This window comes from Streptomyces sp. UG1 (assembly GCF_049974585.1).
In the GTDB taxonomy this organism is placed as follows: domain Bacteria; phylum Actinomycetota; class Actinomycetes; order Streptomycetales; family Streptomycetaceae; genus Streptomyces.
This window is the reverse complement of sequence record NZ_JBNGGG010000044.1, coordinates 76,658-90,744: the sequence shown is the minus strand read 5'-3', so window position 1 is coordinate 90,744 and position 14,087 is coordinate 76,658. Positions and strand designations below refer to the sequence as shown.

Genomic DNA, 14,087 nt, shown 5'->3' with positions numbered 1-14,087 from the left:
GTGCTGGTGGTGGCACCACCAGGCAACGGAATGAGGGGGATCCGTACGTGTCCGAGGGCGCGCTGAAGAGCCATCGGCGGCGCGAGCTGCGCGAGTTCCTGATGAGCAGGCGGGCCCGGGTGACGCCGGGCGAGGCGGGGTTGCCGGACGGTGGGGCGCGGCGCCGTACGCCGGGGTTGCGGCGCGAGGAGGTCGCGGTGCTCGCCGGGGTGGGTGCCTCCTGGTACCAGTGGCTGGAGCAGGGGCGGGACATCTCCGTATCGCCCCAGGTGCTGGACTCCGTCGCCCGGGTGCTGCGGCTGAGCAACGCCGAGCGCCGGCATCTGTATCTGCTGGCCGGGCTGAATCCGCCGGTGGCCGAAGTGGCGCCCGAGAAGCAGCAGATGTGCGACGGGCTGCGGCGGCTGATCGACGCGTGGATGCCGTTTCCGGCGCACATCATGGACCGGTACTACAACGGCGTGATGCACAACGACGCCGCCGCGACGGTGCTGGGCATGCGGGCCGGCGAGCGGTGGAACTGCCTGATCGACTTCTTCACCGACCCGATGTACCGGTCGCGGTCGAGGAACTGGGAGGCGAACGCGGCCACGGTCGTGGCGCAGTTCCGGGCGCTGTGCTCGGCCTCGCCCGACGACGAGGGGTTCCAGGCGGTGCTGGCCGAGGCGAAGGCGTCGAGTGCGGAGTTCAACGAGCTGTGGGAGCGGCGGGACATCGAGGACGCCGGGCAGATCCGCAAGGAGCTGGAGCATCCGCTGGTCGGGGTGTTGTGCCTGGAGTCGAGCGTGATGCAGATGCCGGTGCGGCCCGATCTGTCGATCGTGCTGCACACTCCGCTGGACGAGGCGAACACGGCGGCGAAGCTTCAGTGGCTGGCGTCGCCGGAGGGGCGCCGCGGGGCGATGTACCCCGTGGCCGGGTAGGCCGCGCGGCGCTACGTATGCTCAGGTCATGACCGACAACAGCGCGCTTGACCCCGAGGACCGCAAGATCGTCACCCTGGCCCGTTCGGCCCGGGCCCGCAACGGGGTGCCCGAGGGGGCGGCCGTACGGGACGAGACGGGCCGTACGTATGTCGCCGGGACCGTCGCCCTGGACTCGCTGAAGCTGAGTGCGCTGCGGACGGCGGTGGCGATGGCGGTGGCGTCGGGGGCGACGTCGTTGGAGGCGGCGGCGGTGGTGACGGAGGCGGAGGGTGCCTCGGCGGAGGACCGGGCCGCGGTGCGGGATCTCGGCGGGCCGGGGACGCCGGTTCTGGTGGCGGGGCCGGACGGGGCGGTGCGGGCGACGGTCACGGCGGGCTGAGGCTCGGGGCGAGGCAGCCCACGGCGGTCCGACGGGCGATTGTCAGTGCCCGGTGTCAGGCTGAGGGGACAGCGGATCGGCGGAAGGGAATCCTCATGATCACCACTGACCAGGCTCCCGGCTCCCCCTGTTGGCTCGACCTCGGCGCTCCCGATGTGCGGGCCGCCGCGGCCTTCTACGGCGCGGTGCTCGGCTGGGAGTTCGAGTCCATGGGCGAGGCGGAGGACTTCGAAGGCGGGATGTTCAAGAAGGACGGCAAGACCGTCGCCGGGCTCGGCAAGCTCACCGAGGAGGGGGCGCGCTCGGCCTGGATGATCTACTTCGCCGTCACCGACGCGGACGCCACGACGCAGGCGGTGCGCGGCGCGGGCGGCACCGTGCGGGTCGAGCCGATGGACCTCGACGACTGGGGTCGGATGGCGCAGTTCAGCGACCCGCTGGGCGGCCAGTTCGCCGTCTGGCAGCCGGGGAAGCAGGCCGGCTTCGAGCAGGCGGACGAGCCGGGCTCGCTGTCGTGGACCGAGCTGTACACGAGCGACGCCGCGGGCGCGAAGGAGTTCTACGGCGGGGTCTTCGGCTGGCAGTACGGCGACATGGAACTGCCGGGCGGCGGGGGCACCTACACGCTCATCACGCCCGCCGGGCTGCCCGAGGAGCGCATGCAGGGCGGGCTGATGGAGCTGCCGGAGGAGAACCTCGCGCTGGCGAACGGGCGGCCGTACTGGCATCCGGTCTTCAACGTCGACGACTGTGACGCGGCGGTCGCCAAGGTCACCGAGAACGGCGGCAGTGTGCAGATGGGGCCGGAGGACGCGGAGGGCGTCGGGCGGCTGGCCGTGTGCCTCGACCCGGCGAACGCGGACTTCGTGGTGCTGAAGCCGGCGCCGCCGAGCTGAACCCCGCCGGCCGGCGCTGTCACGCGGACCGTCGGAATCCGATCGTCGGCACCGCCCGCCGCAGCGGCCAGGGGCTCGCCGCCTCCTTGGGCACCAGGTCCGCCAGGAACGCGTACCGGCGCAGCGCCTCGGGGTCCTGCCGGTCGAGGGACTGGACCTGGCGCCACCAGGCGCCGATCTCCGCCCAGCCGGGTGCGGACAGGGACCCCCCGAACTCCTGGACGGAGAGCGCGGCGGTCAGGCCCGCGAAGGCCAGCCGGTCGGCCAGCGGCCAGTCGGCCAGGGTGCCGGTGACGAAGCCGGCGACGAAGACGTCACCGGCACCGGTGGGGTCGAGGGCCTCGACGGCGATGGCGGGGACGACCGCCGTCTCCCCCGTTCTGCCGTCCACCGCGTACGCGCCTTCCGCGCCGAGGGTGACGACCGCCAGCGGGACGTACTCGGTCAGGGCGTGGGCCGCCTCGCGCGGGCACTCGGTGCCGGTGTACCGCATCGCCTCCTGCGCGTTCGGCAGGAAGGCCTCGCAGTGCTCCAGGTCCGCCAGCCCCGCCAGGTCCCACGCCCCGGTGTCGTCCCAGCCGACGTCGCCGAAGATCCGGGCGCCCTTGCTCGCGGCCTGCGCGATCCACGGCGCCCGGGTGCCCGGCACCAGGGAGGCCACGGCGGCACGCGCGCGCGGCGGGCAGTCCGGCGCGGGCTCCTCCGGGGGCGGCTCATGGCCGTGGGAGACCATCGTGCGCTCCCCCTCGTACGCCATGGAGACCGTCACCGGCGAGTGCCAGCCCGGCACCGTGCGCGACGGCGACAGGTCGATGCCCTCGCCCTTCTCCAGCGCGTCCCAGCAGTAGTCGCCGTAGTGGTCGTCGCCGAAGGCCGCCGCGAGGGAGGTCTTCAGGCCGAGGCGGGCCAGGGCGGTGGCCATGTTGGCGACGCCGCCGGGGCTGGAGCCCATCCCGCGCGCCCAGGACTCCGTGCCGCGCACCGGCGCCGAGTCGAGGCCGGTGAAGATGATGTCCAGGAACACCGTGCCCGTGAGGTACACGTCCCAGGGCGGGTCGGCGGGCCCGCGCAGGCCGGCGAGCGGGTCGACCTGGGTCCGGCGGTACGGCCCCGCCGCCATGGCCGACGGCCGCTGCGGCGGGGATCCCTTTCCGATGGGCCCGGTGGGCGCGGTGGGCGTGGTCACGGTGCGCTCCCTGACGTGGTGCTGATCTGGCCAGTGTGCACCACGCCACTGACAACGCCACCGCGATCTTCCTCGATCCCCCTGCGAGGGCTACCAGCGAGGCACCGAAGGCGTGACCCACGCCGGTTCGGCGACCCGCATCGCCGCCGCGTCGTCGCGGTCCCGCAGCGCGCCGTCGTCATCCAGCCACCGCTGGTGCAGCAGCCGTAGCCGATCGTGGTCGAGTGCCACGCCGAGGCCGGGCGCGTCCGGCACGGCGACCTTGCCGCCGTCGAAGGCGAGGCGCTCGGTGAGGACATCCTCGGACTGCCAGGGGTAGTGGGAGTCGCAGGCGTGGTGGAGGTCGGGCACGGTCGACGCCACGTGGGTCATCGCGGCCAGGGAGATGCCGAGGTGGGTGTTGGAGTGCATGGACACCCCGACGCCGAAGGTGCGGCAGATCGCGGCCAGTTGCCGGGTGTTGCGCAGCCCGCCCCAGTAGTGGTGGTCGGAGAGGACCACCTGGACGGCGTCCGACGTGAACGCCTCCTTGATCTCGGCGAACGTCGTCACGCACATGTTGGTCGCCAGCGGCACCCCGGCCCGCGCGGCGACCTGCGCCATGCCGGCCGTGCCGAGGGTCGGGTCCTCCAGGTACTCCAGGACGTCCCCGAGTTCCCGCGCCACCCTCAGCGAGGTCTGAACGGACCAGGCGCCGTTGGGGTCGAGTCGCAGCGGGTGCCCGGGGAAGGCCTCCGCGAGCGCCCGTACGGCCGCGATCTCCTCGTCCGGCGGAAAGACCCCGCCCTTGAGCTTGAAGGACGTGAACCCGTACCGCTCCTTGAACCGCCGCGCCTGCTCGACGACCCCGGCCGGGTCGACGGCGGCCCCCCACTCGTCCTTCTCCGCCCGCACGCCCTCCGGGTGGCCGGCCCACTTGTAGAACAGGTAGGCGCTGTACTCGACCGCGTCGCGCACCTTGCCGCCGAGCAGCGCGTGCACCGGCAGCCCGAGCGCCTTGCCGAGGGCGTCGAGGCAGGCGACCTCGAAGCCGGAGACGACGGACAGCCGCAGCTTGTCGGCGGTCTGGACGCCGCGCAGTCCGCCGACGTCGACCTGGCCGGAGACCTGGGCCTGGTCGACGGCCACGTCGTCGGCGAGGGCGAACAGCCCGTTCAGGTCGCCCACCTGACGCCCGACCAGTTTCCGCGCGAACGGCCGTGCCAGCTCCAGGTACTTGGTGTCGCCGTAGGTCTCACCGACGCCGACGATCCCGCCCGCCGTCTCGACCTCCACGATCAGCCGGGGTGTGTACGGCTGGTGGACGCCCTGGGTGTTCAGCAGGGGCGGGTCGGCGACCAGGATGGGGGTCAGGCGTACGTCCGTGATGGTGGGGTTCACCAGGAACCTCCCAGGGTGACCGGCCCTTCGGGGCGGGCGGGAATCGGATTTCTGCGGGACAGGACAGGGAACGGGATGCGGCCTTCGGGGCGAAAGGCCGCCTGACCATCTCCTGATGTAGACAGCATCCACGCATGAGAATGCAGATTAGATACCCGAATCAGGACCGTCAACGGCGCTGTCGGTCCCCATTTACGATCGGCCCATGTCGGAGACAGGCGGCGTCCGCGAGGTGAAGTCGGCGGCGCGCACGGTGGAGCTGCTGGAGCTGCTCGCCGCGCGCGGCGACCGTCCCGCACGCCTGCAGGAGCTGGCGGACGAGCTCGAGGTGCCGCGCAGCTCGATGTACGCGCTGCTGCAGACCCTGATCTCGCGCGGCTGGGTCCGCACCGATGTCACCGGCTCCCTCTACGGCATCGGCATCCACGCCCTGCTCACCGGCACCGGCTACCTCGACTCCGACCCGCGGGTGCGCCTGGTGCGCCCGTATCTCGACGAGGCCTCCGAGGCGCTGGGCGAGACGATCCACATGGCGCGGCTGGACGGCCGGGACGTGGCGTATCTGGCGACGCGCGAGTCGCACGAGTACCTGAGGACGATCAGCCGCGTCGGCCGGCGCCTGCCCGCGCACGTCGGCGCCCTGGGCAAGGCGCTGCTCGCCGAACGCACCGACGGCGAGCTTCCCGAGGGCCCGTACCAGGCCCTCACCCCCAACTCCCACACCACCCGCGCCGCCCTCGCCGCGGACCTCGCCGGGGTGCGGGCGCGCGGCTGGTCGGTCGACCGCGAGGAGGGCGTCCTCGGCATCGTCGGCTTCGGCTTCGCGCTGCGCTACGACTCCCCGGCCCAGGACGCGATCAGTTGCTCGGTGCCGGTGGCCCGGCTGTCGGCGGAGCACGAGAAGCGGATCGTCGCGGTGATGCGGGAGATCAGGTCGAAGATCGAGGCGACGGTTCCGGGCGGGGCCGGGGCGGTGCACTGGCGCAGGTGAAGACACCTGCGGGGGCCGACGCGGCGATCTCTGGTACCCCCCTTTCCTCATCCCAAACAGAACGTGCCTTAGATCACACCATCTCCACTTCTTCACGCCTCCCCTCACTTGATACAAATTGCCCGCGCGTTCCTGTCCATCGACGGCCTGCGCCCCACCCCCTTTTTCTGTGCCGCTCCTTTCGCATGCCCTGGGAACGCCCGTGTTCGCCCCCCGCACCACCCCCTGGCCCCTCGTCGCCCTTTTCACGGCCGGGTACCTCGCCCCGTATCTGCTGCCGACCGTCGTCGGCAGGCTCGATTCCGGACTTCCGCTCTCCCCCACCCAGGCCGGCGCCGTCGGCAGCACGCTGCTGCTCGGCTCGGCGGCCGCCGGCTTCCTGCTGGCATCGCGCGTCGAGCGCGTCGGCGCCCGCAGGCTGGCCCGCACCGGCCTCGCCCTGGCCCTCCTCGGCTACGGCGGCGCGGCCCTGACGCACGCCGTACCGGCCGTCGTCCTCGGCGTGCTGATCGGCGGCCTCGGATCCGGTACGGCCACCGCGGTCGCCGCCACCCGCATCGCCGCGCAGCCCGACCCGCACCGGGTCACCACGGTCGGCCTGCTCAGCGTCTCCGCCCTCGCGGGCACCGCCTACCTGACCGTGCCGCACCTCGGGGCGGGCCACGGCCAACCGCTGGCCGCGATCGCCCTCACCGCACTCGCCGTATGGCCGACGACGAGCCGGCTGCCGTCGGACGCCGCGCCGCATCCACAGACCACCCGCGCCGCCACCCCGCTCCCCCATCGCCGCGCCGGCCTGACCCTCGCCGCCTGCATGCTGTGCTGGTCCCTCGCCCAGAACTCCCTGTGGGGCGTCAGCGGCCGGATCGGCCTGACGCAGGCGCATCTGCCCGAGGCCACCGTCGGCGCGGTGTTCGCGGTGGGGCTCGGCGCCGGGCTGCTCGGCGTGACCGGGGCCGGTGCGCTCGGCCCGCGCCTGGGTCGCGCGCTGCCCATCGGCGGCGGGACGGTCCTGATAGCGGCCTGCATCGTGCTCAGCGCCTCCGCGACCGACCTGCCGACCTTCGCGACCGGCGAGATCGCCTGGAACACCCTCTACCCGGTCGTCCTGTTGTACGTCATCGGCCTGGCCGCCTCCCTCGACCCGCGCGGCCGCTGGGCGGTGCTGGTCGGCTCGGCGTCGGCGCTGGGCACGGCGGCGGGCCCGCTGGTCGGGAGCTTGCTGTCGGCGCGGGCGGGGTTCGAAGTCATGGGCGCGGTGCTGGCGGTCGGGCTGCTTCTGCTCGCCCTGCCGATGACGGCGGTGGCACGGGGCGGGCGGACGCGCAAGCCCGTGGAACCGGTCGAGATGGCCGAGGTCGTCGAGGTCGTCGAGATCCCCCTGGACACCGCGACCGCGACCGACCGCCTCGCCCCGGCTACCTGAACTCGTACGCCTCCACCTCGGCCAGATACCGCGCCCGCAGCTCCTCGTCGTCCTCCAGGAAGGAGGCGAGGAAGGAGTTGCGGGCGAGCTCCCGCAGCCGTTCCCGGTCAAGGCCCAGCGCCGAGCGCACCGCGTCGAAGTTGTCGCCGGCGTACCCGCCGAAGTAGGCCGGGTCGTCGGAGTTGACCGTGCACATCAGCCCGGCGTCGAGCATCGCGGGCAGGGGATGCCCGGCGAGGGTGTCGACGGTCCGCAGCCGCACGTTCGACAGCGGGCACAGCGTCAGCGGCACCCGCTCCCGCGCCAGCCGCGCCACCAGGTCGGCGTCCTCCATGCAGCGCAGCCCGTGGTCGACCCGCTCGACGCCCAGGACGTCCAGGGCCTCGGTGATGTAGGCGGCCGGCCCCTCCTCGCCGGCGTGCGCGACGCGCCGCAGCCCGAGCGCGGCGGCGGCCTCGTACACCTCGCGGAACTTCACCGGCGGGTGCCCGACCTCGGCCGAGTCGAGGCCGATGCCGGTGATCCGGTCGAGGTACGGCTCGGCGGCGCGCAGCGTCTCCATGGCCGACTCGGCGGAGTCGTCGCGCAGGAAGCACATGATGAGCCGGGTCGAGACCCCGTGCTCGGCCTCGCTCCGCTCCAGCGCCCGCCACAGCCCCTCGACGACCGTGCCCAGTTCGAGTCCCCGCTTGGTGTGCGCCTGCGGGTCGAAGAAGATCTCCGCGTGCCGCACGCCCTGGGCGGCGGCGCGGGCGAGATAGGCGTGCGCGAGATCCGCGAAGTCCCGCTCGGTGCGCAGGACGGCCATCAGCTCGTAGTACAGGTTCAGGAATGACTGCAGATCCTCGAACCGGTAGGCCTCGCGCAGCTCTTCGGTGTCGCCGTAAGGCAGTGTGACGCCGTTGCGGGCGGCCAGTTCGAAGGCCAGCTCGGGTTCCAGGGTGCCTTCGATATGGAGGTGCAGTTCTGCTTTCGGGAGGGGCATCAAAGAATCGTACGGCCGTATCACCGACGTTTCGGAACCGGTACCCGCAGCAGGTCGTGCGCCACCGTCAGCTCCCCCGCGAAGCCGGCGTCCCGCGCCTGCCGCTCGAACTCGTCGGGGTCGGTGTAGCGCTGGCTGAAGTGGGTGAGCACGAGATGCCGTACGCCGCAGTCGCGGGCGACGCGGGCGGCCTGACCGGCGGTCAGATGACCGTGCTCGGCGGCGAGTCCGGCGTCCTCGTCCAGGAAGGTGGACTCGATGACGAGCATGTCGCAGCCGTCGGCGAGGGTGTACACCCCGTCGCACAGCCGGGTGTCCATGACGAACGCGAACCGCTGGCCGCGCCGGACCTCGCTCACGTCGTCGAGCGAGACCCCGCCGAGCGTCCCCTCCCGCTGGAGCCGCCCCACGTCGGGCCCCTGGATGCCGTGCGCGGCGAGCCGTTCGGGCAGCATGCGGCGGCCGTCGGGCTCGACGAGGCGATAGCCGTAGGACTCGACGGGGTGCGAGAGCCGGGCGGCGTGGAGGGTGTAGCCACCGGTGTCGGCGATGACGCCGTCGATGTTGATCGGGTCCTGCGCGAGGTCGACGGTCTCGCGGTAGGCGGTGGCGTACCGCAGCCGGTCGAAGAAGCGCTGCCCGGAGCGCGGGTAGTGCGCGGTGACGGGGTGCGGGACCTTGTCGAGGTTGATCCGCTGGATCACCCCGGCGAGTCCGAGGGAGTGGTCGCCGTGGAAGTGGGTGACACAGATCCGGTTCAGGTCGTGGGCGGCGACCCCGGCCCGCAGCATCTGCCGCTGGGTGCCCTCGCCCGGGTCGAAGAGGATGCCCTCCCCGTCCCACCGCAGCAGGTACCCGTTGTGGTTCCGGTGCCGGGTGGGAACCTGGCTCGCCGTCCCCAGGACGACCAACTCACGTACGGACACGACGACTTCGGCCTAGCCGGGGGGCCACTGCATGCCACGGCCGCCGAGGATGTGGGCGTGCGCGTGGAAGACGGTCTGGCCGGCGCCGGGGCCGGTGTTGAAGACGATGCGGTAGCTCTCCAGCTTGTCCTCGTCGGCGACGCCTTGCGCCTCCCGCAGGACGTCCGCGGCGAGGGTGGGATCACCGGCGGCGAGGGCGGCGGCGTCCCGGTAGTGCGCCTTGGGGATCACCAGGACATGAGTGGGCGCCTGGGGGTTTATATCCCGGAACGCGACGGTCGTCTCCGTCTCCCGCACGATCGTCGCCGGCACGTGCCCTTCGACGATCTTGCAGAACAGGCAGTCGTCCTGCGGCTCCCCTGCCATGCGTGTGCCTCCTCACGCCGTGTGATCCCATTCCGAGGCATGCTATCCCCGCCCCCCACTTTCCTCGCCCCCGCCGCCCCTACCCATTCCCGTCCCCTGGGGGCTGCCGCCCCCAGACCCCCGCTTCGGCCCCGAAAGGGCCTCGTCCTCAAACGCCGGACGGGCTGGAAAATCCAGCCCCTCCGGCGTTTGAGGAGCGGGGGTCCAGGGGGCAGAGCCCCCTGGGATGGGACGGGTAGGGGCGGCGGGGGCGAAACAAACCGCTCAGTGATCCGGCAGGGTCGGTGGTGACTTCGCCGGGTGTTCCTCCAGACCCGCCAGTGCCAGCCGCACCGCCTCGTCCAGCTGTGCGTCCCGCCCCGCCGCCCAGTCCTGCGGGCGCTGGACCACCTCCACGTCCGGGTCGACGCCGTGGTTCTCGACGTCCCACCCGTACCCCTCCAGCCAGATCGCGTACTTCGGCTGGGTGATCAGCGTCCCGTCGACCAGCCGGTACCGGCTGTCGATCCCGATCACGCCGCCCCATGTCCGGGTGCCCACCACCGGCCCCAGCCCCAGCGCCTTGATCGCGGCGTTCACGATGTCCCCGTCCGAGCCGGAGAACTCGTCCGCCACCGCGACCACAGGGCCCCGCGGAGCGTCCTGCGGATAGCTGAACGGCCGCATCCCGCGCGGCAGTTCCCAGCCCACGATCCGCCGCGCCAGCTTCTCCACGACCAGTTGGGAGGTGTGCCCGCCGCCGTTCTCCCGCACGTCCACGACGAGCCCTTCCCGCGCCACCTCCACCCGCAGGTCGCGATGGATCTGGGCCCACCCCGGCGCCTGCATGTCCGGGACGTGCAGATAGCCGAGCCGCCCGCCGGACTTCTCGTGGACGTACGCCCGCCGGTCCGCGACCCACGCGTGGTAGCGCAGCGGCTGCTCGTCCGCGATGGGCACGACCACCGCGTGCCGTACGTCCCCGCCGCCGGCCGGCGAGATCGTCAGCTCCACCGCCTTGCCCGCCGTGCCGACGAGCAGCGGTCCGGGCCCGGCCACCGGGTCCACCGGCACCCCGGCCACCGCCACGATCGCGTCCCCGGCCCGCACCGCGACGCCGGGCGCGGCCAGCGGCGCCCGGGCCTCGGGGTCGGAGGTCTCCGACGGCAGGATGCGGTCGATGCGCCAGCTGCCGTCCGGGTGCCGGGAGATGTCGGCGCCGAGCAGACCCTGCCGGGCACCGCTGCCGTATCCGCCGCGCGGGGTGACGTAGGCGTGCGAGGTGCCCAGCTCGCCCTGGACCTCCCACAGCAGGTCGATCAGGTCGTCATGGGTGGCCACCCGCTCGAGCAGGGGACGGTAGCGGTCCAGTACGGCCGTCCAGTCCACGCCGCTCATGTCCGGCCGCCAGAAGTGGTCGCGCATGATGCGGCCTGCCTCGTCGAACATCTGCCGCCACTCGGCCGCGGGGTCGACGGTCTGCCGTACGCGCGTCAGATCGACGGTGATGTTCGAGTCGCCGTCCTCCTCGCCCGAGGCCCGCCGGTCGCTCGGCACCACCTTGAGCCGGCCGTCGGTCCACAGCAGCACCCGCTTGCCGTCGCCGCTGACCTCGAAGTCGTCGGCGTCGTCGGCGAGATGTTCCACGCGCCGCTGGGCGAGGTCGTAGCGCTCGAGCTCGTTCTTGGGCTCGGGGTCCTCGGGCGTGGCCCGGGAGGAGCCGAGGGCGCCGCGCACGGGGTGCCGCAGCCACAGCACGCCGTCCTTGGCGGCCCGCAGGTTGGTGTAGCGGGCGGCCTCGACCGGGAACGGCACGATCCGGTCGGCGAGCCCTTCGAGGTCGATACGGGTGGCCGGGGCGCCCTCGCTGTCGGGCGTCTCGTCCTTGTCGGGCGCGTCGAAGGGGCGGCCGTGGCGCTGCGGGCCGAAGGGGGACGGGGTGGTGGCGGCGAGGGTGATCAGGTGCGGGCGGGAGCCGACCACGAAGGCGAGGTCGAAGACGTGCTCGTCGTAGACCGGGTCGAAGGCCCGCGTCGAGAGGAACACCAGGTGCTTGCCGTCCTGGGTGAAGGCGGGCGCGTAGTCCTGGAAGCGCAGCGGGGTCGCCTCGGAGACGGACAGGTCGGTGGTGTTGGCGAGCTTGAGCTGGCTGAGCGGGCGCGGGCCGGGGTGCGACCAGGCGAGCCAGGCCGAGTCGGGCGAGAAGACCAGCCCGGAGACGTCCCCGTCCGCGCTGCGGTCGACCTCGCGCACCTCGCCGCTCTCCCGTTCGACGAGCAGCAGCCGCCCGTCGTGCGCGGCGACCGCGGCCCGGCTTCCGTCGGGCGCCATGGCGAGCTCCAGCACCCGCCCGAGCTGCCCGGCGGCCAGCCTGCGCGGGGTGGCCCCGGGCGCGAGGCCGGTCGCGGGGGCGAACTCCAGCGCGTCGTCGCCCTCGGCGTCCGTGACCCATACGACCCACTCCTCGCCCTCCGCCCGGAAGGTGCGCGGCAGCCGGGCCCGTACGCCGGGCTCGGCGGCGAGCGCGCGGGCGGGACCGGAGCGGTGGGTGACCCAGTGCACGGCGCCCCGGACGCAGACGGCGCTGCCGCGCGCGGTGTGGTCGGGCGCGGCCTCCCCGAAGGCGCGGGCGGCGTTCAGCGGGTACGGCTGCCGGTCGGTGCGCTGCCCGCCGAGCCGGATGTCGAGCCTGCGCGGCTCGGTGCCGTCGAGGTCGTCCAGGAGCCAGAGTTCACCGGCGCAGGCGTGGACGACGCGGGTGCCGTCGCTCGCGGCGTGCCGGGCGTAGAAGCCGTCGACGGGCGTGTGGCGCCGCAGGTCGGACCCGTCGGCGAGGGAGGAGTACACCGCCCCCACGCCCTCGTGGTCGGAGAGGAACGCCAGCCGCTCCCCCACCCACACGGGGTCCTCCAGGTTGCCGTCCAGCTCCGCATGCAGCCGTACGAACTCGCCGTCCCCCTCACGGTCGATCCACAACTTGCCCGCGGTACCGCCCCGGTACCGCTTCCACCGCGCGGCCTCAAGACCCATCGGCGCGGAGGCGAGGACCAGGTGCGGGCCGTGCACGACGTCGCCGACGGGGCCGTACGGCAGGGTGGTGGCGGGTCCGCCGTCGAGCGGGACCGTGTGGGCCCAGGTGCGGCGGTTGCCCGCCTGGCCCCGGGTGCTGATCGCCAGGACCTGGCCGTCCGGGGTCCAGCCGCGCACCCGGGTCTGCCAACTGCCCCAGTGTGTCAGGCGCTTGGAGGGTCCGCCCGCGACCGGGGCGATGTGCACCTCGGGGGCGCCGTCACGCGTGGAGGTCCACGCCACGGTCGTGCCGTCGGGCGAGATGCGCGGCCGGGAGACCGGCACGTTGTCGGCGCTGACCCGCCAGGCCCGGCCGCCGTCGAGGGGGGCGAGCCATACGTCGTCCTCGGCGGTGAAGGCGACCAGGTCGCCGTGGAGATGCGGATACCGGAGATACGAAGACGATCCGGGCGTCGCTGACTGAGTCACCCGATCACCATAGGCAGGGGCGGCGTCCGGGGACAGGCCTTTGGATCACTTGCCCGAACTCCCGCCGGAAAGCGCTCACTTGCCCTCCGGCCAGCAGTTCGGGTGCTCCTTGCAGTAGACGGTCTTGGTGACGGTCACCGTGACGGTGGGGCCGGGCTGCTGTCCGTTGCCGGGCGGGTTGACCGGCGAGGGCGTGGCGTTGCAGTTGCCCAGCCCGTTCACGTGGAACCACTCCTTGCCGTCGATCTTGGCGACGAGGTCCCCCCGCACACAGGCACCGCTGACCGCGCGGGTGATCCGGCCGGTGACGGTGATGTCCTTGCCGTCGGAGGTCTCGCCCTCGCAGTCGACCTTGACGACGGTGTTCTCAGTGGCCGTCGCCGAGCTGTTGCCGCCGCCGTTGCCGTTGCCGTCGTTGTCGTACGAGCCGGTGCAGTTGAGCCACTGCACGTCGGCCTTCTGCCGCTCCAGCTCGGCGGTCACGGTCTGGTCGGTCGTGAACGCCACGGTCGCGGTGTTCAGCCCACCGGGATCGCAGGCCGCCACCCCGCCGACGGCGAGCACCGCCACGCCCGCCGCACCGGCCACCCGCACCCCACGCGCGCGCCGCCCCGAGCGGCCCCAAACCCTCCTGAAAGCCCCCATGAGAGGGCAGCCTGCCACTGTCCCGGCCACCGCGGTAGAGCACATACGGCCACACCCGGCGCTCGCACGTCACAGGTGCCCCAGGACCCGGCCCCGGCTCAGGTGCGCAGCAGCAGCCACTCCTGCAGCTCCACCAGGTTGCCCTCCGGGTCCTTGAGGTGGGCGACGCGCATGCGGTCGGTCATGGGGGCGGGGCCGTGCAGGAGGGTGGCGCCGCGTTCGGTGATCTGCGCGCAGTAGGCGTCCAGGTCGTCCACCCGCAGCACGACCAGTGAGCGGTGGCCGCTGGCGTCGTCGCCGAGTTCGCCCAGCACCTCGGCCATCATCGCCCGGTCCTGCAGGGCGATGCCCGCCGAGCCGGTGGCGGGGCTGAACTTCTCGTACGGCCCTTCGGTCGCGCCGGACTGCGGCTTGAGGCCGAGGACGTCGGCGTAGAAGCGGTAACAGGCGGCGAAGTCACTGACCAGCAGTCTCACTTGGGCGAGTTCCACGGCGGACGTCCCT

Annotated in this window: 13 protein-coding genes; 5 read left to right on the top strand and 8 right to left on the bottom strand. The window is 72.9% G+C overall.

Annotation, left to right across the window (positions count from 1 at the left end; translation table 11 throughout):
• Window positions 1–101 precede the first annotated feature (101 nt).
• The 3 genes from ACP4J3_RS39260 (at window position 102) to ACP4J3_RS39250 (ending at window position 2,201) form a co-directional block, all read left to right on the top strand.
• On the top strand, window positions 102–923 hold the full coding sequence (locus ACP4J3_RS39260; RefSeq protein ID WP_426541146.1) for a helix-turn-helix transcriptional regulator: 822 nt from the start codon (window positions 102–104) through the stop codon (window positions 921–923).
• A gap of 28 nt (window positions 924–951) precedes the next feature.
• Window positions 952–1,305, top strand: coding sequence for a cytidine deaminase (locus ACP4J3_RS39255; RefSeq protein WP_426541120.1), 354 nt, complete (start codon window positions 952–954; stop codon window positions 1,303–1,305).
• Window positions 1,306–1,400: 95 nt separating this feature from the next.
• Window positions 1,401–2,201 (top strand): VOC family protein, encoded by an 801-nt coding sequence (locus ACP4J3_RS39250; protein WP_426541119.1) that lies wholly within the window; start codon window positions 1,401–1,403, stop codon window positions 2,199–2,201.
• Window positions 2,202–2,220: 19 nt separating this feature from the next.
• On the opposite strand, the gene ACP4J3_RS39245 is transcribed toward ACP4J3_RS39250, so the two are convergent.
• Both ACP4J3_RS39245 and ACP4J3_RS39240 read right to left on the bottom strand, forming a co-directional pair.
• Window positions 2,221–3,321, bottom strand: coding sequence for a carbohydrate kinase family protein (locus tag ACP4J3_RS39245; RefSeq protein WP_426541145.1), 1,101 nt, complete (start codon window positions 3,319–3,321; stop codon window positions 2,221–2,223).
• 156 nt (window positions 3,322–3,477) lie between these two features.
• Window positions 3,478–4,767, bottom strand: coding sequence for a glucarate dehydratase family protein (locus ACP4J3_RS39240; protein WP_426541118.1), 1,290 nt, complete (start codon window positions 4,765–4,767; stop codon window positions 3,478–3,480).
• Window positions 4,768–4,972: 205 nt separating this feature from the next.
• Between ACP4J3_RS39240 and ACP4J3_RS39235 the strand changes: the two genes are divergently transcribed.
• Window positions 4,973–5,758 carry an IclR family transcriptional regulator gene (locus ACP4J3_RS39235; RefSeq protein WP_426541117.1) on the top strand — a complete coding sequence of 262 codons (786 nt, stop codon included), beginning with the start codon at window positions 4,973–4,975 and terminating at the stop codon, window positions 5,756–5,758.
• A 202-nt stretch (window positions 5,759–5,960) separates the two neighbouring features.
• Window positions 5,961–7,184, top strand: a complete 1,224-nt coding sequence (locus ACP4J3_RS39230) for an MFS transporter (RefSeq protein ID WP_426541116.1) — start codon at window positions 5,961–5,963, stop codon at window positions 7,182–7,184.
• Here the strand turns inward: ACP4J3_RS39230 and ACP4J3_RS39225 are convergent.
• From ACP4J3_RS39225 to ACP4J3_RS39200, 6 genes are all read right to left on the bottom strand, one after another.
• A complete protein-coding gene (locus ACP4J3_RS39225; RefSeq protein ID WP_426541115.1) occupies window positions 7,177–8,169 on the bottom strand; it encodes an adenosine deaminase in 993 nt (330 codons plus the stop codon). The two genes, ACP4J3_RS39230 and ACP4J3_RS39225, sit on opposite strands and share 8 nt — an antisense overlap.
• 20 nt (window positions 8,170–8,189) lie before the next feature.
• A complete protein-coding gene (locus ACP4J3_RS39220; protein WP_426541114.1) occupies window positions 8,190–9,095 on the bottom strand; it encodes a ribonuclease Z in 906 nt (301 codons plus the stop codon).
• 12 nt (window positions 9,096–9,107) lie between these two features.
• Complete coding sequence (locus ACP4J3_RS39215; RefSeq protein WP_426541113.1) at window positions 9,108–9,461, bottom strand: histidine triad nucleotide-binding protein; 354 nt, start codon at window positions 9,459–9,461, stop codon at window positions 9,108–9,110.
• A 264-nt stretch (window positions 9,462–9,725) separates the two neighbouring features.
• A complete protein-coding gene (locus ACP4J3_RS39210) occupies window positions 9,726–12,938 on the bottom strand; it encodes a S41 family peptidase (protein ID WP_426541112.1) in 3,213 nt (1,070 codons plus the stop codon).
• A 75-nt stretch (window positions 12,939–13,013) separates the two neighbouring features.
• A complete protein-coding gene (locus tag ACP4J3_RS39205) occupies window positions 13,014–13,583 on the bottom strand; it encodes a hypothetical protein (RefSeq protein WP_426541111.1) in 570 nt (189 codons plus the stop codon).
• A 98-nt stretch (window positions 13,584–13,681) separates the two neighbouring features.
• On the bottom strand, window positions 13,682–14,074 hold the full coding sequence (locus ACP4J3_RS39200) for a VOC family protein (RefSeq protein WP_426541110.1): 393 nt from the start codon (window positions 14,072–14,074) through the stop codon (window positions 13,682–13,684).
• Window positions 14,075–14,087 lie beyond the last annotated feature (13 nt).

Coding starts and splice junctions, on each gene's coding strand:
- ACP4J3_RS39225 (WP_426541115.1), bottom strand. CDS start 8,169: ATGCCCCTCCCGAAAGCAGAACTGCACCTCCATATCGAAGGCACCCTG.
- ACP4J3_RS39260 (WP_426541146.1), top strand. CDS start 102: ATGAGCAGGCGGGCCCGGGTGACGCCGGGCGAGGCGGGGTTGCCGGAC.
- ACP4J3_RS39245 (WP_426541145.1), bottom strand. CDS start 3,321: ATGGCGGCGGGGCCGTACCGCCGGACCCAGGTCGACCCGCTCGCCGGC.
- ACP4J3_RS39215 (WP_426541113.1), bottom strand. CDS start 9,461: ATGGCAGGGGAGCCGCAGGACGACTGCCTGTTCTGCAAGATCGTCGAA.
- ACP4J3_RS39255 (WP_426541120.1), top strand. CDS start 952: ATGACCGACAACAGCGCGCTTGACCCCGAGGACCGCAAGATCGTCACC.
- ACP4J3_RS39250 (WP_426541119.1), top strand. CDS start 1,401: ATGATCACCACTGACCAGGCTCCCGGCTCCCCCTGTTGGCTCGACCTC.
- ACP4J3_RS39205 (WP_426541111.1), bottom strand. CDS start 13,583: ATGGGGGCTTTCAGGAGGGTTTGGGGCCGCTCGGGGCGGCGCGCGCGT.
- ACP4J3_RS39235 (WP_426541117.1), top strand. CDS start 4,973: ATGTCGGAGACAGGCGGCGTCCGCGAGGTGAAGTCGGCGGCGCGCACG.